Origin of the sequence: Pseudomonas quasicaspiana, from assembly GCF_021147825.1 — a bacterium.
Lineage (GTDB): Bacteria > Pseudomonadota > Gammaproteobacteria > Pseudomonadales > Pseudomonadaceae > Aquipseudomonas > Aquipseudomonas quasicaspiana.
This window is the reverse complement of sequence record NZ_JAGTPI010000001.1, coordinates 189,611-208,282: the sequence shown is the minus strand read 5'-3', so window position 1 is coordinate 208,282 and position 18,672 is coordinate 189,611. Positions and strand designations below refer to the sequence as shown.

Genomic DNA, 18,672 nt, shown 5'->3' with positions numbered 1-18,672 from the left:
CAGGCTCTCTCTGAAACACGCAACGTACGCACTGTTTCTAAAGCAATGCTGGATCAGTGGCTTATAAGTGTGGCATATAGCCGCTATAGAGGATGGCGCTGGCCTAGCTTGTGCTCAATTACTTAGCAGATGCCCAAGCCTTAAGGCAGGGATGTATAAAACCGGGATTGCCAATGTCACAGGGATTATTAGCCAGTATCAAATTGAAATATGCAGCTTTTTTGGTTGCAGCTAAAGAAGGGATTCGCATCTTCCACTCTTTGTGCTCCGCGTCTTCTTCGTCAGGTTCGTTTGAGCCGCTCACGCCAGTTCTGATCGACAGTGACCACTTTGACCGCTATGAGCGAGAATTGCTTGGCGCACTTGGCAAGGACGAGGTTCTGAACATCGCACTTACCGGTGGATATGGGGCCGGTAAGAGCAGTGTTCTGAAGACCTTCTTTGAGCGGCATCCAGAACTTCAAACGGCTTATGTTTCCCTCGCTACCTTCAGCAAAGATGCCCCTCCACCTTTGACGGTTTCGGACGCTGAACCCTCTGAAACCTCAGCCAGAAACTCTCAGTCAGTAAAGGATTCCGGCGAGAGTAGTACCTCAAGCGATTTGATCGCTAGGATTGAGGAAACGATAGTCCAGCAGCTCCTCTACGCTGTGCCTGCTGCACGCGTACCCAAAACCAGGCTCAAGCGAATTGTCCAGACATCACGGCGTAGCATTGCTAGGCGCACGATTTTTTGGGGAATAATGCTCATCGCGTGCATGCGGCTTTACGTCCCTACGTTGAAGGTGATACCTACGCTAGATCCTGCTTGGTTGCTAACGAGTCTGTTGACGATTCCGGCTTGGCTGGCAGTCTCGGTAACAGGCCTAGGTGGTGTGTACCTTCTCTACGCGGGACTCAAGTTTCTGTCTATGTTCAGTATTGACGGCTTGACCTTGAAGGGTGGAAAGCTCGAGGCCGTGAATCACGGATCCGTACTCCACAAGAACGTAGATGAAATCATCTACTGCTTTGAACGAAGTGATGTTCGCGTCGTGGTGATTGAGGATTTGGACCGTTTCGGAACTCAGGAAATTTTTTTCCGCTTGCGCGAGATCAACTTCACTATCCGGCACTCACCCCAAATAACTCGACCTGTTCACTTCATTTACGCAATTCGTGACGAGCTGTTTACCGTCACCGACAAGACGAAATTTTTTGATCTCATTATCCCGGTGATTCCTGTCGTCAATTCTGAAAATTCGAGGGAGAAACTTAACGAACTGATGATGAAACGGTCTGTTGATGGCAAGAAGCTAGGTGCTGATCTTGACCCAGTTCTCGTGGAGACCGTTTGTTATTACATCGATGAGATGCGGCTGATCAAGAACATCGTCAATGAGTACGACATTTTTGCGAGCCTGCTTTCCCACGGTGGCCTCAAGCTGGATCAAAACAAGTTGTTTGCCATCGTGGTGTTTAGAAACCTCTATCCGGAAGAATTTGCAGAGTTGGTTAAGCGAAGAGGGAAGGTTTACAGCTTGCTCACGGGGTTGTCTGCTTGGGCTAACCAACCATCGCAAGCACTCGCTGAGCTCGAACGATTAATCAAAGAAAAGTCCCAGCGTGAGGAACACGGTGCAGAGCGCATAATCGATCTTAGGTTAAGTGTCTGGTTCGAGGTGCTGAGGGCAAGTGGAATAGACGGCGCGAATTACGTTCTAGTCGACGGTAACCAGCGAGTCCCCCTCAACGATTTTCTACAGGACGAAGTCTTCACTCGAGTCTGTGAGGCCGAACAACTCAAGGGTATGCTCTTTTCACAGTGGGCGAACCATAACCCAGTTGGACATATTGTTCGTCCAGATGATGCGCTTGAAAGAGCATCCTATCGTCCGCGTCTCGCTTGGATTCATCAGGCCATGAAGTCGATGGATGAAGCCATTGGGGCGGCAGAGAGGACGCTCACCGAGATGAAGACTATTTCCTTCCGTGAAGCTGCCCGTGGTGATTATGGAGCAGTCATTGACCAGCGGCTGGCAGGAATGGAGATCGTCGTTTACCTAATGCGCGCTGGCTACCTCGATACCGATTACACAGATTATCTTGGATTTTTCTACGAGGGTTCGCTTACTCGCGATGATCAGAATCTGATTCTCGCACTCAGGCGCCGTGCCACCCTCGATGTCGCCTCGCCAGTCCGAAATCCTGAGCGAGTGGCCGGCAAATTGGAGCACGATGCTCTCGGGGATGGCAAAGGCATTATCGCTGACCTAATTGTCCAACTCTCACTATCGGCACCACTGACTGATCTGTCAGACACGAGAACGCAAAAGCTGGACGTCATCCTGCAAAGCGGCCATCAGAATGCGAGCCGATTGGCTGAGGCTGTGTCGATCATCCTTGCAGGGGATGCTAGGTTATCGCTCGTTCGTGCTGTGTATGCACTTGCCCCCGAGTTGTTCGCCGTGATCTTGAACTCTGAGCGATTCAAGGAGGCTGACACTCGACAGGTCTTGGTGTGCGCGATAATGGATGCGTTGTCTCAACAACAACTTGAGGCTATGCCTCATCGGCAGCCGTTCCTTGAAGTTATTGCCAGTCTCACAGGTGTTAATCACCTGATCACAGGTATGGCCTCGAACATCGATGGCTGGGCGTGGCTTCGCCATGAGCCGGTCCGCTTCAACAATCTTGCCGCAGATGTCGGTGAGAGTACGCTGCGTCAGTTAATTGGCTGGGGCTGCTTGCAGCTGACCCTCTCGATGATGGAATTGATTCTGAAGACGTTTACGACCGAAGGCGGAGAGGTTTCTTACCGGCGCCTTCGAGCACTAAGTGTCGCGGGACTTGATTCATTGATTGAGACTGCTCCTGAAGATTTTATCGCGGAGCTGATGAAGCAGCCAAATAAGCTCCAGGAAAACACTGAATCGCTTGCGTATATTCTCGGCCTAGTTGAAGACGTTCAGGACCTGCAGGAGAGTCTGTTCCTACACACCGAATGCATGATAGATGACCTAGAAGGTTTCACCGCTAACATCTGGGAGAGGGCGCTTGATCTAGACCGGGTAAGTTCAGTTGCAGATGCTGCATGGGATTACTACATCGGCATGATCGTAAGACCATCAAAGACTCCATCTGAGTCAGATGACAAAGAAGAACAGGATCGTATCCAAGACATCTTCACAGCATTTCTTGCCAGAAACACATTCGACGCTCAGCGGCTTTGGGACGATTCGATGGTCGAAGCGGATGACTTAAAAGCCTATCTGCTAGCTTCGGAGCTTGACGATGACTCGTTGACTGAAATTTTCGAGAGTACCACCGTCGGCCCGGAAGCTCTCGTAGGCCTGAACATATCGGCTGAGCGATGGGAGTTTTTGGCGAAATCTCCGTTCGTGCCCTTCGATGATCAGATTCTTGAGGAGATCTGCAACAATGCTCCAGTTGCAGAGGCGCCGTATCTGATCAGGTGCTGGACTGATGCACGTGACTATGTCGACCTGCGAAAGCTCGATCCGAAGACTGTCGGTTTAATCAGCGCCGCGCCCAGTGTACCTGTTGGTGACATTGCCGAGATGTGGGAGGGTTTGGTTGAGCGAGAAGAGGCTGGGCACGCGGCTATAGTCGGGAAACTTGCATTGGTGTGCGCTAGGGCTAATGCCGAGAAATTTATCATGCCCCGGAATTGCAGAAGCATCATTGCGTCGCGGGCGTGCGATGCCAGTCTTCCGCAACGTGAAAGGCAGGAGCTACTTCATCAGGCTCTCAAACTACATGTCGATTGGGCTACGACCTCGTCGATACTGGCTTCGCTCTCCGGTGGATACGCTGAGTTGTTGGGGAATAAACGTAATGTGCGATTGCCGAATTCGGAGCTTGATGTTCGTCTTTGTCAGGCGCTCAATGATCGTGGCTTTGTAGGCAAGATCAAGCCGGAAAAAGACTATATAACGGTCTATACCAAGCGAGTTGGCAAGTTCTAGGCAGAGAGTTTTAACCTGCCGAGAATAGATAGCTTGCCAAGCCGCAAAGGGGCGCACCCCACAGCGGGAAAATAACCCCAGCTGTATTACGGGCCAGCTAGTAGGGAGACGAGATCATAGGATTTCGATCTCCTCTGGGCGGAGCCATCCAGCCTCAATAACTCGTTGCTTTGCCGTCGCCGGCTGGGTGGTGTAAACCACAATCGCGAGACTTTCTTCCGCCCGGCTACAAGTGACATACAGCAGACGACGAGTTCGAGCCAAGGAATCATCTTTGCCTTCGCGCTGATTTTTAACGTCGCTGTCAGAAGCAGGTTTGACCCCCAAGAGCTTGTCGTAACTGAAAAGGAAGCCGCCTGCTTCTTCATCGTTGAGGATGACCATGACTCTAGGAAACTCTAGGCCCTTTACACCTTGGTGCGTGTCGAAGGGGGAAAGCCCCTCGGTATAGCCAGCGAATGCAGAAATCTCCGAAAAGGGGCGCCCCAGTAGAGTCTGGTATGCATGGGTTTCTAATGCATCACGATCCGATGTGTCGGGAGGATCCTCAGTTGTCGTGCCCAGTAATAGAGCTGTCACAAGGCGATCAGGTAGATCTAGTAGACCTGTTTCGAGCAGAACATTAGCAACATCTCCGATCAGAGGATCATTCGCATTGAATAGTGCGCACAGCGACTCAGCTGCGGCTCCTGCTTTTTCAAGCAAGGCTAACTGGTCAGATGCCTCTCTCATAGACTTCGTATCGAGCAGCGGAGACTGAAGCCGGACGGATTCCATGAGGCTGAAATCGTTTGCCTTACCAGCCCGGAGAATAGGGATTACCCGTTCAAAGAACAGTTTTAAAATTGGCAGTGTTCCATCCAATAGCACCGTTTTCAGATGCTCTACCCCATACAGCGGTGTGAACACACCCTCAAAACCCATGCGGCGTCCGGCCATCTTATGCTCAAGTATCAGGGTCTTTCTTCCTTCCTTGCCAGTTGCCCACTGAGCGTCGCCGGTGATGGCTGCCATACGTTGGGCGATATCCTCCTCCAATCCGAAGCCTTGCCCCGGTGTCTGTTGAGTGCAAAACATTCGTACCGTGCCTTCTACAGCGTCCGGCTTTGGTTTCTGCTGATGACTGTCTGCGCCTGCGCGGATTACGTTGATAAGATCAACTACCCGTATTGGGCTGCGACGGTTCATGCGCTTTTCGGGCACGGCCCAATCTGGAGGGATAGCTTCCTCCAAACGCGCCTTCCCATCGTTGTAGATGCGTTGCATGGTATCGCCGAGAAGCCCTAGACAGAAACGGTCAGGAATTAGGGATTGTGCTCGCAGAAAAGCATCCATGAGCGGCCCATAGGTATCCTGGCTCTCATCGATCAAAAGTACCGGGTGCAAATCCGCCATAATATTCAGCAATGGGGGCAGCTGGATAAAAGCAGCAGCCATTTGAATGACTTCACTATGATTTAGGGCTTGCCTGCCGCGATTGTCACCGGTAGGGCTGTAGATGAATGTTGATATCTCATCCAGAGAGTCGAGGCGACGAGCTTTGCTATCCCTCGAAGCTTGATTTGCTATAAATGTCTTGTTTTGCCCTCGAGCCTTTCCGAGCTTCTCATTAAGCTCGCCGATGTCTTGGGTGAGCTTGACCCGTAGCCACTCACGAATATCGTCATTAAAGCCCTGAATCATTCGCCAAGAGAAAGCGTGAATGGTTGATACAACTACCAGTGGGTCGTGTTCAAGACGGCGGGTGATTTCCTCGGATGCCGCTTTGGTATAGGTAATGATCGCGATTTGGCGCCCTTCGAAAGTCAGTCGTTGCCGCTCCCTATTCTTTAGAGTTTTCACGGCCTCGACTAACGAATAGGTTTTGCCAGAGCCAGCGCCCGCGTATAGGAAAAAACTCTTCGGATGGTCGAGATTCAGACAGTCTTGAATGATCTGATCGGCATCTGGAGCATCATCCGCATCAGCTTCCGGCCGTCGGCTCATGCTGTCACCTCTACAATAGCTGTAGGGATGATCAGTAGCTCTTTGCTTTTTCTTTCGAGCTTGGACTGCAACCACACTAAGCCTTCATGGATGTAAGTAGGCACCGTCAACTTGACGAAATCAGAATCGCCGAGAACATGTAGTGCGAACTCAGCCTTATCACCGTCCTTGAGCTTGCTGAACAGCTCTGTGCCAAGGTCTAAGGACGTTTCTGCTTCACGGAGCGCCTTGGCAAAGGACCGCATCAGACCGCGCCCCGTTTTGTTAGCGAAATACTCCATATTGCTCAAGGCAAGGCTGTCTTCAAAGGTGTTTGGTAATGCTTCGACATGTAGTCCGGTTTTGGGTAACCGGACAGTTATGGGCGTCTGATAAGCAATCCTGATCGAAAAAAGCTCATCGATTTGTTGAGCTTTACTAGCAAATGGCAAATCCAACAATGAGTCGACATCATGTCCAAGGCCTGCTGCTCGCATCCAATGGCGCACGGTGGGATTGTTAGTGGTTTGGCCTTTCTTCCGTTCGACAGGTTTGCCGACTTGTAGGATGCCCGCGTCCAAGTCAGTTATTACCAGAGTGACAATGCCTAACGCATCGATCAGGGGGCGGAGCCGATGCGCATGGCTTCCGCCAATATCCAATATCGTTATGTAGCATTGGTCTAGGAAACGAAAGTGTTGCCTCAAAAAATGTGGAAGCATCATGCGCTCAGCGGCCCCCTCAACAAGGATCACCGCGTCCGCAAAAAACAGGTCTGCATGTTGGGCTCGGAGGTACCGGGTAACGAATTCCTTTGTTTGATTGGCCCCGCCGAACACTGTGCTTAGGTTCGAGACGGTAGATACTGGGATTGATATCCCGGCCATGCCAGACGGAAGTCTGCGGAAGTATCTCAAGTTTTCGTAGTCAATCTCATGAGCTACGTGGCTCGAATGGGAACTGACCATTAGCTGTGTTCTGAGGTTCGGATACTTGGCGAGCAGTGGGTCGCTGCACAGCACATGGTAGGCGTGTTTTATGAATGCTTGCTGAACCTGGACGTGCAAGTGGGCCTCGGGTTCTTCGATTAGAACCAGATGTATAGGCTCAACACCAGTAGCGCTTTGCTCTTCAGCACTTCTGTATTTCTTCAACCATTCATCTCGAAATGCCATCAATCGGAATATCATTGATATGAGGTTCTGGTAGCCGAGCCCGTTGGACGTTTCCGGAAGCCTAAGAAGCGGTGCTCCAGGAGCCCCTCCAATGGAATCCAATTCAAACAGCACAGCTGCTTCGTGGTTCATCCCGTCCGTAGGGGCGAGGCGGGTGGATACTCGGATGGACGGGTCGGAGTTATTCGGATAGCCCAAGCCGGCGACTTCTTTGAGCGCAGGTGCGAAGCTCGTGCTTAATCGAGTGTCAAAGGCAGTTTGAGCTGCCTCAATTGCTCTGAGGGCCTCCAAATCTGAGATATCTGGGCTATCGCCTGGATCGAGATGCCTGCTGTAGTACGCTCTCAATTGTTCCGAGAGCTTCCTGCCCGATCCATGTCCCCCCTCCAGCACGCCTTCGTCAGCGCTGTCACCAAAGCCGCGTTGAGCATTGATCTCGTGGACTCGAATCAAGTCTGTAAGGGGATTGCGCTCGAGTGGCGTTGCTGTGGCCGCAAGCGGTTGCTGGTTAGCTTTACGAGTGACAGGATCTGGAGATCTTAGCTGGGCTGGATCAAGCCGGTACCATCGGATCTTGAAGGTTTTACCGATTCGCCGATTCAGGTAGTCATGCAAGCTCTGCGGCCAGAGCGGAAGCGATGGTGGCTGAGTACCTAGCGTTGCCTGTTTATGAATTTCCTGCTGAAGCTCCCTGACTCGCGCCCGCTCTTTGCGGTAATCAACAAACAGTGTTGGCATATCATCTGGTTCCAGCCGGAACCGCATACCGACATGGCCGCCTTTCCAAGCGAAGTTCGGTATGAGATCTCGGATGTGATGAAGCTCGCCCTGAGCTGCTTTAAGCCAAATATCGAGCGTTGGCAACCAGTCAGCCCATTCATTTGCAGCTGGGATGGGGAAGTTATCATCTGCTGCCTCCCAAGCTTCACCAATGGCGTCGATTGTGGCGAGATGGCTCAGAGTAAGATCTTGCAACCTGAAAATCGACGCTTTCGAAAGGAGGAACTTACGCAAGGCCAGCATCGCAGAGGACTTGCCACTGTTGTTGGCTCCTACGAGGAGGGTAGTTTGAGATGCGAGGTCGATTCTTACAGACAGTAGCTTGCGAAAATTTGCGATTTCCAGATGCAAAATTTGCATAGTCTCTTCCCTGATGACTGCTCAGCAACTGAACGCCAGGCTGATAGATGCTGCAACTCTAGCTGAGCTGGCCCTGCACTCCAATCGCTGTGATGAAATTTCGCCATCATGACGTGTTTGTGGATGGTAGATGTTAAGAGTACGTAATGAATCAATAATCCTATGCAGTCTTTGATGTAGGTAGGAGCAGACCGTCGTCATATCCGTCGAACACTGCATGCTTGAGTGAGCGAGCGTCACGGGCTGAGCGGCTCTGAATCCGGGGGGGCTTTCGATGGCGCTAGGCGAGTATGATTCCACTGGAATCATACTCGCTGTTGGCTACCGTGATTCCAGTGGAATCACCTGTTGAGGTGTTAGGCTTCAGAAGCTTCGCATGGGATCTGAGGTGAGCGTGACTGAGCTTCCTCCCCGCAAAAGCTTCACGAGGACGGCGATTTTTGTGCCAGCTTTAACCCTCGGATTCGGCCGCAGCATGATCGGCCGCAGCAAGCACGATGCTGTCGATCCGATGCGGCAAGATCCCAATCCTGCTGGCCTGAACTTTCATCGCACTATTCTCCGCTCCATCGTCATCCTCCCACTTGTCCATCTGCATGCGTCCCTGCACCAACACCCTCACGCCCTTGGCATAGAGTCGGGAATAGCGCTCGGCATCCTTGTGCCAGAGTTCGACGTTGGCCCAGAAGCCGCCACGGTCTTCGTACTTGCCATCGCCCCGCGGGATGGAGTTGTCGAAGTAAACGTTCAGGCGCAGCAACCGCCGGGGCTCTTCGTTGCCGTTCGAGAATTCCTTGAATTCTGGCTTGCTGCCGATGTTGCCTTCACCCCAAAAACTTGTGGCCATGGTCAGGCCTCCTTTGCGTGGTTGTTGATGACGTTGAGTCGGTGTTGATAGGTAGCCTCTGCCTGCTCCATCTTTGCCGCGCATTCGGCTGCCTGGCGGGAGATGGTGTAGGTCAGGCTGATCTGCATGTTTAGCGCGATGCGCTGCAGTTCGAGCTGGTGCAGGTCGTGAATCAGGCTGGGCGGCGTGCGTGGGTCCTGTAGCAGTTCGGCCCAGAGCCCAACGCCCATCTTGCTGCGATCAGTTCTGCTCCAGCGCAGGAATACGGTCCCAGCGCCGGTGGACTGCTGCGTCATGCGGATGGGCAGCAGAGAGAAGGGGTACCGTTGCGCCTGAGGCAGCACTTCTTCGTTGGCCAACTGGATCAGGCTGCCCATCAACTGGCGGGAAACAAGGGCTAATTGGCTCAGCTCCCCCTTACCCTTAAAAGGTTTTAAAAGCCCTTTAAGGAAGGCTGCGTGTTCGAGGCTGGAGAAGGCTGCCTGTTGCAGGGGCCTGAAGGCGGGCTGTCTGGCTTCGGTGGAGTGACTGAGATCCGACATGGCTCAGCGCTCCGTGTCATCGAGGTCTTCTGCCGCACTGCTAACATGCGCATCACTTGTGCCACGTGGGCGCATGATCGGTGGTGCGAACTCGGAGCGGCGCGATCCTTCGAGTACGTCCTGCGGCAGTTCTCCAAAAGACTCAAGCGCTTCTCTAGCCCTGGCATTGTTGGCTGCGAAGTCCTCGCGTGTGGCACCCGAATATTTGTACTGCTGGGCAAAGGCGAACAGGCTGCGTAGTTCATGCGCGCCATCGTCAAGCCAGCGCTCCATGTCCCGGCGGCCGATCAGTGCGGTGTGATGAGCCAGCAGTAAGCGTCGAGCGAGATCGTCAAATTGGGTCAGCAGGTATACAGCTTTGAAACCCAGTTGCGCGTTGATGAATAGCGGCAGAGTGACGGGCTGGATGTTGAGGTTGTCGCCAATGTTCAAGGCGTGAGGTATGCCAGCCATGAACTGGTCCAGATTCTCCTGGATTTCAGTCAGATGGGTCTTGCAGGCAGTAAGCTTCTCTTCGATACGGATCATCCACCAGTCCGAGTAGGGGTCATCCTGCTCGGCGCCGCGCTTCATCTTGTTCATCACGCTGACAAAACCGCTCAGGCCGACGATACCATTCTTGCCCTCACTGAATTGCCGGCCATGCCAGATCCTGGCGGCGTGGTGGGTGTGAAGAGTGAGTTTCATCGAGCTACGTAGCGCACCGAGATTGAGCTGTATAGATTCGGACACTTCAGGCCTCCGGGCTTGAAAAGGGTGTCCAGTGTTGCGAGCGGGCAGGAAGGCTGTCAGTTGGGAAACTGGAATGAGGGGCAGGGGTTTGAGGGGAGGGTGTGAATGAGGGGTGATTCCAGTGGAATCATGGTGGCGATTGGCCGTTTGGTGGTCAAGTTACCCCTAAAATAGTTGGATGACCTTATACATTTCGCCGCGTCGAATGCTCGATTGTAGCCCTATAAGTAGTGCATTAATCGAGCGGTGGAAAACTACAATCGACTCAAGGCGGACAGTCAGAGGCGTTGATAAGCGTGCCCCTATGGGCTGCGCATTAGCGTAAAAAATCGTTCGTCCGGAGAGACATCGCTTGCTCAGTATCCCATGCCCATCCGCTACATATCGCGGGCAAACGGAGCGCTTCCCTCTGGATTTTGCTCATCGGTACGGAAATTTCTTTGCCCAAATGGCCCGTGTCCTGTCTAGGAAATGTCCAAGATGAGTTTGGTATGTTGCCTAAGGGAGCAAAACGTAGAGCCAAAGCATGCAAAAAATCTAGACTCAAGCGATGATGAGGCAATACGCCACCACTCATAAGGACTTACCCCGTGGAAGCATCGTCAACCATTCGCAGCATGCTGACCAACAACCGCATCGTGGTGCCCGCATATCAACGTGCCTATGCCTGGGATACGCCAGTTGAAGGTTCGACCCGCGCCAGCCAGACACAGGTTTTTCTCTCCGACCTAGAAGCCTACCGCAGCAGCAACTCCCGCAGCCCTTATTACTTCGGCCATTTCCTGTTCGAGCAGACGAAGGGAGAGTATCGGGTAATTGACGGCCAGCAGCGCCTGACCACGATCACGCTGTTTCTGGCGGCCTTGTTCGTATGTTTGGAAGCCAAGCGCGCCCTGACCGAAGACGAGCAGGACTGTTACAAAGACATGATCAAGCGGGAAAGTCAGATCCGCTTCAAGACGGTTGACTACGACAACCAGACCTTTGTCGATTATGTGATCAACCAGTCCAGAATCGTCGCTCCCGCTTCGCTGACCACATCTGCCCGACGACTCATCAACGCGTTCGACTTCTTCAAAAAGAAGCTGGGTGCTCAGCCTGAAGCCTACCTGAGCGACATGCTGCGGATTGTGTCCCAAGCATCGTGCAGTACGCACCCGGTGCGGGATGAGGCTGAAGCCATCCAGATGTTTATCTTCCAGAACAACCGCGGCAAGAGCCCGTCCAACCTTGAGGTGGTGAAGGCACAGTTTATGTATGCCATTCATCTTCATGGCGAAGATCAACAAGCGCGGGACAGCCTGATCGAAGAGATCCAGAATCGCTTCGAGACCATCTACAAGTCGATCTCGGCAATTGAATACCGCATCAATGAAGACGATGTACTCCAGTACACCTTGCGCGTTCACTTCAATTCTCTATGGGAAAGCGGCGCGCTGGACCGTATTGAGAAAATGCTCGCAGCAGAGGCGCCGCTTGAATTTGTGAAAGACTTCACCTGCTCCCTGGCCATCAGCTTTGAGCATTTGTTGGTGTTCTTCGGCGATGACGAGCAAAGCAGTTTTCCGATCCACTCGCTGGTGACCTTGGGCGGGATCGCGGTTGTATTGCCATTTATTCTCAAAGCCTATCGCTTTGGTCTTCCCCTATCGGACAAGAACCAGCTCTGTGTTGCCTTTGAAAGTCTGATCATCCGCCATCGCCTGATTGGCACTCGCGCAGATATCACGTCCCGCATCAATGATGCTTACGAGGCGTTTACCATAGAGGCGCCGGCGATAACCCCTATCCTTGGGAACATCAAGTATCTCAAGACCGTAGGCAGCGGGTGGTGGGCTTTCTGGAACAATGAAAAGCTGGCAGAGGCTTTAGAGTGTGAGATCCGACATTCAACCGCAAAGCACCTGCTATGGAAGTATGAAGTACACTTGGAAAGACAAGGCCAGCGCGGTTATAAGCCGCGGCGTAGTAAAGACACCAGGCTTCCAGAGCTGGAGCACATCGCTCCCACTACCGAGCCTAAGGCTCGACCACATGGTTACGGTACCTACGACGAAACCTTCAAGGACGAATACTTGAACTGCCTCGGCAATTACCTGCTTATGTCCAAATCCCACAACTGTGCAGTGGGAAACATCCCGTTCGCCGAAAAACTGGTGACCTACCAACATAACTTCCAGCAACGGGAAATAGCAAAGTTTGTCAGCACTGGTAGCGTTTGGGACCAAGATGCAATACAGATTCGGCACGATAAAATCGTTGCGGCACTGATGGCTGAGCTGTAAGTAATGAGCCTAAATTGGCTGGTCCATGCCTTCAATTTCGGTAAACCAGATACTGCCGAATTTCGACCAGCCGAATGCATAAGAGCGTTTCAACATCAAGGAGACAGGTTTTCCACCAATTGGAACGTTGATTGCCCCACCTGTGAACGTTGTGCCATGGGAAATATCGTAGGCCCAGTACTTCCCATTTTTGACTTTGGGGGTAGTGATGGACGGCAGATCGTTCATGACTAGCGCAATACCGCGGCTCGCGACACCATGCTCCACGTATTGCTCAAGCACTTGCAGGTCTTCATAGACATCCTTCTGGAATATGTCTTGTGCGCCACGAGGTCCGCCAGAGGACGTGATGTTACGATAGCACTTCATCTCTATAGCGATTTTGATCCTGCCTTTCGCTGAGGTGCCTGTCACCAATATGTCGATGTTGCTCGCGCCGGTAGGTAGCCTAACTCCCGTTTCAAGCTCGATGTCTGCTGACTCATCGGAATTATGCAAGATCAGTGGGAGAAGCTGCTTTAGTACATAGGCGTACTGAAGCTGCATGGATGCTTCTTTGTTAACCGGAATCAGGCCGCCTCCGACTTTTCTAGCGAATACTTTCCAAGCAACTGATATTGCATGGCGCAGACGCGCCTCGAATGACTCCTCAACTATGAACGTAGGCAAGCTGGCGTACTCCACATACTGGCGGGAGGCTAGTATAAGCGCACTAAACATGGAAAGTTAGCTGAGTGCACAGCTGTTGGCCGTTTGAGCCCTGACCGTGAAGCGCCCGCTGCAAAGCGCTACGGGCGCTTGAGTAAGGTCAGTTCAATCGCTTGAATTCTGCATCGATGGCTTCCGCTTCAACTCGCCACGCCTGGAAGCACTGTTGACGTGCACGGCTTTCATCCACATTGCTCTGCAGTTCTTGGCGCCGTGTATTGAGTAGCAGGTAATCTGGGAAGAACTCCTCCTTGAAACGTTCCGAGTTTACTAGGTCGATGAAGTCCTGACGCTGCTGTTCAAAGTTGCCGACCATCGTCGCGACGGCTTTTTTGAACGCTTCTTCGCGCTTGTATTGCTCCCAACTGTCCCAGGCTTCGAGGGCCACGCCGAGGAAGGCTAGCGCGCCATTAGCACCTTTGGCGAGCTTCACCGCCCCCCACGGCTTGAATTTCAGGTACTTGCCGATATCCACGCCCACCGTCTTGGCAATGGTGGTGAGACCATCGCGTGCGGCCAGCACCGTTGTGTTAGTGATAAAGTTGCCTTTTAGCATGTGGTTGATGCCCTGCTTGCCCAAGGCTTTGACAGTTGTATTGAAGTGGTTGACCTCGTTGTCGAAGCCCACTTGCATCTTCTCGACTTCGAGCGTGATCGACTGGGTCTGGCGGCTGAATTCATTTTGGAGGCGGGTGGACAGGATAATGCCCTCAGCGCCCACCTCGCGTTCGAAGAAGTCCGCGAAGGTTTCCAAGCTGCAACCTTTGGCCTGGAGGATCAGGTCGGAGAAGTAGCGTGTAGCGAAATCACGCAGACTGATTCGCGCCTCTTCGATTTGCTGCCCGGTTGCTGCTAGCTGCTTGCCCAAGCGAGAGTTGAGCTCGTCGAGCCTGCCAACTTCCAGTGACACCTTCTGATCGTTCTCGATGGCAACGGGCAGTTGGTTGCTGAGCACGTCTCGGATAACGCTGGCGCGCATGTCGTTGACCAGCGCGGCGCTGCCACCGTTCTGCTGAATCTTCCCTGTCGTTGCCGTCTGAAGTGTGGAGATATGGGACAATGCCTTGAACTGCTCGAGGTTGGCCAGCCAGTGCTCTACACCCATGTCGAAGGGGTTGGCGGCGACGGCGACAATGGACAGCTCCGCTGCTTCCTGGTCCGTCAGCGAAATCTCCTCGCGAAGCCGACCTGCTACGTTTTCGCGTTTGACCTTCAAGTTGGCCAAGTAGTCCTGCTCATCCTCTACGTCAGCCACTTCGTCGAAACGGCTAAGCACGAATACTGTGCGTGGCAGCAAATCCAGAGTACGGAACAACCAGGTTAGGTCATCTTTGTGGCTTTCTTTGACGGGGTTGGTCGAATTCATTACGTAGAGCACCAAGTGAGATTCGCTCACGTACTTTTTGGTGATGTCCTTGTACTTTTCGATGGAGTGCGTTTCGGTATTTTCCTGTTCTTTGAAGCCGAACAGGCCGGGGGTGTCGATCAGTAAGAAGTCTTCGTCGACTTCGTAGACTTTCACCTCATTGGAGGATTCCTGATGGCTGATCTTCATGCTGGATCTGTCCAGCTTTTCCATCCAGGCCGCCGCGATCGATGTCTTGCCTTCAGAGAAGCCGCCAATCAATGCAACCTTGAGTTTCTCACCAGAAACGCTGCTGATGACATTCTGCAGCTTGCTGCTCAATGCGGGGTCAATCGATACCCCGGCCTGTGCTCCCTGGCCTAGGAAATTCTGCAGTCTGTCCAGCAGCGTCAGTGCATTTTCCTGCTGAACCTTGAACGTCTTGAGGGTGTTTTCCATTACAGATTTCCTGCGAGTTCGATTTGGCGGGAGAGATTTTTCAAGCGGATGGTCGAGCGAGAAAGCGTGCTCACCTGGTTAGCAGCCTGTTTGGCAGGCGCTTCAAGCGCTAGGTCAAGCTGGTCGATAGTCTTCTGCATTTCGCTCAGGGCGCTGTCTAGGCTTTCGCGCAGCATTTCACGCAATTGGGCGGTGGCGCTCCGCAGATTCTTATCAAGGGCTTGGCGTTGCTGAGACATCTTGTAGTCCGTACTGAGCGCACTCCAGAGCGCTTTGCCGATAGAAATGAGCGCGCCCAGTATCGATGCCCCAGCAATCCACAGACTGGCACCGCCGGTGAAAGGTGCTGCGGCGATACCGACAAGGCTGGCCAACAACGTCGCCACCTTAATTCCATTGTCGATTTTTATGTTTAGGTTGAAAGGCTGATTGAATCTCATACTGCCGAGCTTTCCATAGCTTGAGGTCAACTCTTGGGCGTGTTTTTCAAAACGGGAGAGAATATCTTCGGCAGCCTTCTGAAATTTACCGACCTCTGCGTTCACTGCCAGGGGCAGTTGCTTGCTCAACTGACCCTGCTGAGCTTCAAGCTGTTCGGTCAGGGCGATTTTGAAAGAGTCGTTGCTTATATCTTTTTCAATTCTTGCATAAACGTCGTTACGCACCTTGCTGGCGAAGTTGTCGATCAAAGTTTCGCCGCAGGACTCCAGACGTTTTTTCAGCGCTCCAAAGCTGCTGGTCAACTGGCTCTTTGCGCTTTGCTCTTCCTGGGAGAGTTTTTCCGACAGCGCATTCAGAGTCTGCTGAACGGCTGAGAGCGTATGGGTAGTGTGGTTGAGCGCGTCATTGGCCTTGTTGAAGTTGGCGCGAATGATCTTGGCTTTGCCGTTGTGAACCAGTTGGCGGCCTAGCAGATCTAGGAAGGGGCGCAGACGGGATCTTTCCAGTAACTCGTCGGCACCAAAATCCTCAAGCGCTTTGCTGCGGCGCTGGGCATTCTGTGATCCCGGCGCAAGATGGTCGGTCGAGGCGAGAAAGGCAGGAAGCGCGCTCAACGGAAACACATTTTTATAATGCTTGCCCAGTTGCTCGCTCATTTTCTGGTCAAGCCCGGCAAGGCTGGCGATTTCGTCGTCGGAAACCAAGGGGCGGTCAATCAATGAGCGCTTGGGGTTGGTGATTTTCTTGTTGAAGATGGTCCACACCTCAGTTTGGGCTCCCAAGTGCTGCTTGATCTTTTCCAGTGTGCCTAGGTGATGCCCGTCGCCCGTTTGTGGCGGAGCGGCCTGATTGGTTACATAGAACACCGCATGAGCGGTCTGGACAGCGCGTTCTATCTGGTCGAGTACCAAGCCTTCCTTGCCCTCGATACCGGGTACATCCAGCAGCGCGAAGGGTTGGCCGTCCAACTCGAATTCATAGCGCTGAGTCTCGCGGGTAAAGTCGCTCAAGCCATGACCGATGATTTGACCGTCAGCGTGAATTTGTAGCTCCCCTAGCAAATGCTCCAATCGGGCTTCATGTTCGAGTCGCTGCTTGCTAATCGCTCGCTGCTGCTGCGTAGCCTCCGCCTGTTGCGCGGACAGCGCCCCACAGGCGTCGTCACGCCTGGTTGTGATCTCGCTCACCTGCCGCTCCATCGCCACACGAGCATGTTCGGCCTTCGTCTGTTCGACATCCAGCGTCGCGGCAGCACTGTCCCGTGCCGCTGTAGTCGAGGTCAACGAAGCGGTGGCCTCATTCAACTGAAGCTCTTCCGGCATCTTTCTGAACAGATTCAACAGCTTTTGCCAGAGCGAAGCGTTGCTTTTGCTTGTTGCAAGAAGCGTGTGCAGGCGAGTGACGGCGGCAAGGGCGTCCTTATGTGATTTTTCGTGTAGCTCAAACGCACCGCCAAGCCGTTGCTTCACCTCGCTGGACCGGGCGTTGGCTTGGTCCAGCGCGCTCCGGGCATCCCTTAAAGGCGGTTCGAACTGCGACACTGTCGCACTCAGTTGCTGCCTCAGTTCTTCAAGTCGCACTTCGGCTTGCTCCATGCTCCGTTGCAGCCCCTGCAGGGTGTCTTCAGTCAGCCCGTACTCGTCACGCAGCTTGCGAAACACCTCTTGACTAGCCCGCTTGCCGGGCTCCTGAAGCAGGATGCGCAAGGTCTCGATGAGGGTGGATTTGCCCGCCCCCGTCTCACCATAGAAGGCAATGGTGAACGTGTTCCACTCGGAATTCTTCTCAAGCTCCGCGAGCCGCTCAAACAGTGCCGTCCGATGCTCGGTCAGCCGCCGAAGCGCCTCCTGACGGGCTAGGTTTAAGGCTTCATCGTCCGAAGGATGTCTCAGTTCACCGATAATAAGTGCCAGTTCGTCGTTGATTTGCTGGTAAACATCACTAGGGCTGTTCAGTTCGAGTTTCATGTCTGGTTCTTCGGTGAGTTCTTCGGGCGCCAGCGGTGGCAAGAGTTCTTCTGCTGGTTCTTGAGCAGGCTCCGACGAGCCGGGGACGTGGGCTTTGAAACGAGTCTTAGCCAACACTTCAGGCAGTCGTTCCCAGTAATCGGTGTGGCCGAAATCGTTCATTTCGATGCTTTCGAAGTGCTCGACCTCGTTACGTCCCAGGCAGGTTTCACCCCAGTTCAACAGCAGGGTCCTGTCTGTCTTGGAATAGGCATTGATAAGCCTCCCCTTGAACCGTTCACGCAACTGCCGCGCTTCCATAGGGGTGACCTCAACGGCGGCGGCCATCAGTAACACATCGTTGATAGCCAACTGCTGCCGATACGAAAAGTTCTTCAGGCTACTGATAACCAGCCGCCCACCGAGCGAGTGCCCGATCAGGTTGATGGTCTTAATCTTCGGGTGGTTGCTATGCAGGTAATCCTGCAACTGGTCAAACAACACTGCTCCCATGTGCTCCGCCCGAGTGCGGGCCTGAGTGAAGTTGCCCAGCCGGTCCTTGGCGAACGCCCCCGCGATGCCGAAAGAATATAGGGGCGAACTCGATATGGTTCTGCCGAAATTCATACCTGCCGCGCCAAGTGCCCAAAGCGAAGACTTGTCGAAACGCAGAAGATGATTCGAAGGCCAGAACGCAAAGATATTGGTGTAGTGCTTTAGCTGATCGGGGATCTTCTCGAGCAGAAACTGCTTGTCCTCATCGCTATGCCCGGCACTGTAGCCATGGACAAAAACGTTGGCTTCAGTGGTGTCCGGTCCGGCGAATGGCGAGGTTTGAAACTGAAAAGGGTGAGGCATGGATGCTCCTTATCCACGGACATGCTGTTTCGAGGTTTGACTGTCAGACCTATTCGCTCGGGCGCGTGGGGAGGGGGGCGACAGGGCAGGTCCCTGGGAACCCGTCATTGCGGGCGGGCATGGCTACATCCTTGTGCTGCTCTGGGGGAGTGAGATCGATGGCGTCACCTCTTTGGCTAATCTACCCTAAGAGTATGGCAAATTGCTATTGAAAGAGGGCGCGTTTGGCAATGCGGCGTTGGTAATGCCTCAAATTTGGCC

Annotated in this window: 10 protein-coding genes; 2 read left to right on the top strand and 8 right to left on the bottom strand. The window is 53.2% G+C overall.

Annotated features, from left to right (window positions below; all coding sequences use genetic code 11):
- Nucleotides 1-173: 173 nt before the first annotated feature.
- Complete coding sequence (locus KDX30_RS00930) at nucleotides 174-3,968, top strand: YobI family P-loop NTPase (protein ID WP_231674694.1); 3,795 nt, start codon at nucleotides 174-176, stop codon at nucleotides 3,966-3,968.
- 114 nt (nucleotides 3,969-4,082) lie between these two features.
- Here the strand turns inward: KDX30_RS00930 and KDX30_RS00925 are convergent, their stop codons facing one another.
- The 5 genes from KDX30_RS00925 to KDX30_RS00905 form a co-directional block, all read right to left on the bottom strand.
- Nucleotides 4,083-5,954: a UvrD-helicase domain-containing protein gene (locus KDX30_RS00925; RefSeq protein ID WP_231674693.1), complete on the bottom strand. Its 1,872-nt coding sequence runs from the start codon at nucleotides 5,952-5,954 to the stop codon at nucleotides 4,083-4,085.
- Nucleotides 5,951-8,248, bottom strand: a complete 2,298-nt coding sequence (locus KDX30_RS00920; protein WP_231674692.1) for an AAA family ATPase — start codon at nucleotides 8,246-8,248, stop codon at nucleotides 5,951-5,953. Before KDX30_RS00920 ends, KDX30_RS00925 begins: the two co-directional genes overlap by 4 nt.
- A gap of 451 nt (nucleotides 8,249-8,699) precedes the next feature.
- The gene (locus KDX30_RS00915; RefSeq protein WP_231674691.1) at nucleotides 8,700-9,095 is read right to left on the bottom strand and encodes a single-stranded DNA-binding protein; all 396 of its coding nucleotides are present in this window, start codon (nucleotides 9,093-9,095) and stop codon (nucleotides 8,700-8,702) included.
- Nucleotides 9,096-9,097: 2 nt separating this feature from the next.
- Nucleotides 9,098-9,637 carry a DUF3158 family protein gene (locus tag KDX30_RS00910; RefSeq protein ID WP_231674690.1) on the bottom strand — a complete coding sequence of 180 codons (540 nt, stop codon included), beginning with the start codon at nucleotides 9,635-9,637 and terminating at the stop codon, nucleotides 9,098-9,100.
- Nucleotides 9,638-9,640: 3 nt separating this feature from the next.
- Nucleotides 9,641-10,369 carry a PFL_4669 family integrating conjugative element protein gene (locus KDX30_RS00905; protein WP_319946076.1) on the bottom strand — a complete coding sequence of 243 codons (729 nt, stop codon included), beginning with the start codon at nucleotides 10,367-10,369 and terminating at the stop codon, nucleotides 9,641-9,643.
- A 590-nt stretch (nucleotides 10,370-10,959) separates the two neighbouring features.
- Between KDX30_RS00905 and KDX30_RS00900 the strand changes: the two genes are divergently transcribed.
- Complete coding sequence (locus KDX30_RS00900; RefSeq protein ID WP_231674689.1) at nucleotides 10,960-12,654, top strand: DUF262 domain-containing protein; 1,695 nt, start codon at nucleotides 10,960-10,962, stop codon at nucleotides 12,652-12,654.
- Nucleotides 12,655-12,663: 9 nt separating this feature from the next.
- On the opposite strand, the gene KDX30_RS00895 is transcribed toward KDX30_RS00900, so the two are convergent.
- From KDX30_RS00895 to KDX30_RS00885, 3 genes are all read right to left on the bottom strand, one after another.
- Complete coding sequence (locus tag KDX30_RS00895) at nucleotides 12,664-13,323, bottom strand: hypothetical protein (RefSeq protein WP_231674688.1); 660 nt, start codon at nucleotides 13,321-13,323, stop codon at nucleotides 12,664-12,666.
- A 139-nt stretch (nucleotides 13,324-13,462) separates the two neighbouring features.
- Nucleotides 13,463-15,166, bottom strand: a complete 1,704-nt coding sequence (locus tag KDX30_RS00890) for a LeoA/HP0731 family dynamin-like GTPase (protein WP_231674687.1) — start codon at nucleotides 15,164-15,166, stop codon at nucleotides 13,463-13,465.
- Entirely contained in the window at nucleotides 15,166-18,411 is a 3,246-nt protein-coding gene (locus KDX30_RS00885) for a DUF726 domain-containing protein (protein WP_231674686.1), read from the bottom strand. The genes KDX30_RS00890 and KDX30_RS00885 overlap by 1 nt, the downstream gene beginning before the upstream one ends.
- Between the last annotated feature and the right edge of the window lie 261 nt (nucleotides 18,412-18,672).

Excerpts from the sequence above, each read along its gene's own strand:
- KDX30_RS00925 (WP_231674693.1), bottom strand. The coding sequence starts at position 5,954 with ATGAGCCGACGGCCGGAAGCTGATGCGGATGATGCTCCAGATGCCGAT.
- KDX30_RS00915 (WP_231674691.1), bottom strand. The coding sequence starts at position 9,095 with ATGGCCACAAGTTTTTGGGGTGAAGGCAACATCGGCAGCAAGCCAGAA.
- KDX30_RS00930 (WP_231674694.1), top strand. The coding sequence starts at position 174 with ATGTCACAGGGATTATTAGCCAGTATCAAATTGAAATATGCAGCTTTT.
- KDX30_RS00920 (WP_231674692.1), bottom strand. The coding sequence starts at position 8,248 with ATGCAAATTTTGCATCTGGAAATCGCAAATTTTCGCAAGCTACTGTCT.
- KDX30_RS00890 (WP_231674687.1), bottom strand. The coding sequence starts at position 15,166 with ATGGAAAACACCCTCAAGACGTTCAAGGTTCAGCAGGAAAATGCACTG.
- KDX30_RS00885 (WP_231674686.1), bottom strand. The coding sequence starts at position 18,411 with ATGCCTCACCCTTTTCAGTTTCAAACCTCGCCATTCGCCGGACCGGAC.
- KDX30_RS00910 (WP_231674690.1), bottom strand. The coding sequence starts at position 9,637 with ATGTCGGATCTCAGTCACTCCACCGAAGCCAGACAGCCCGCCTTCAGG.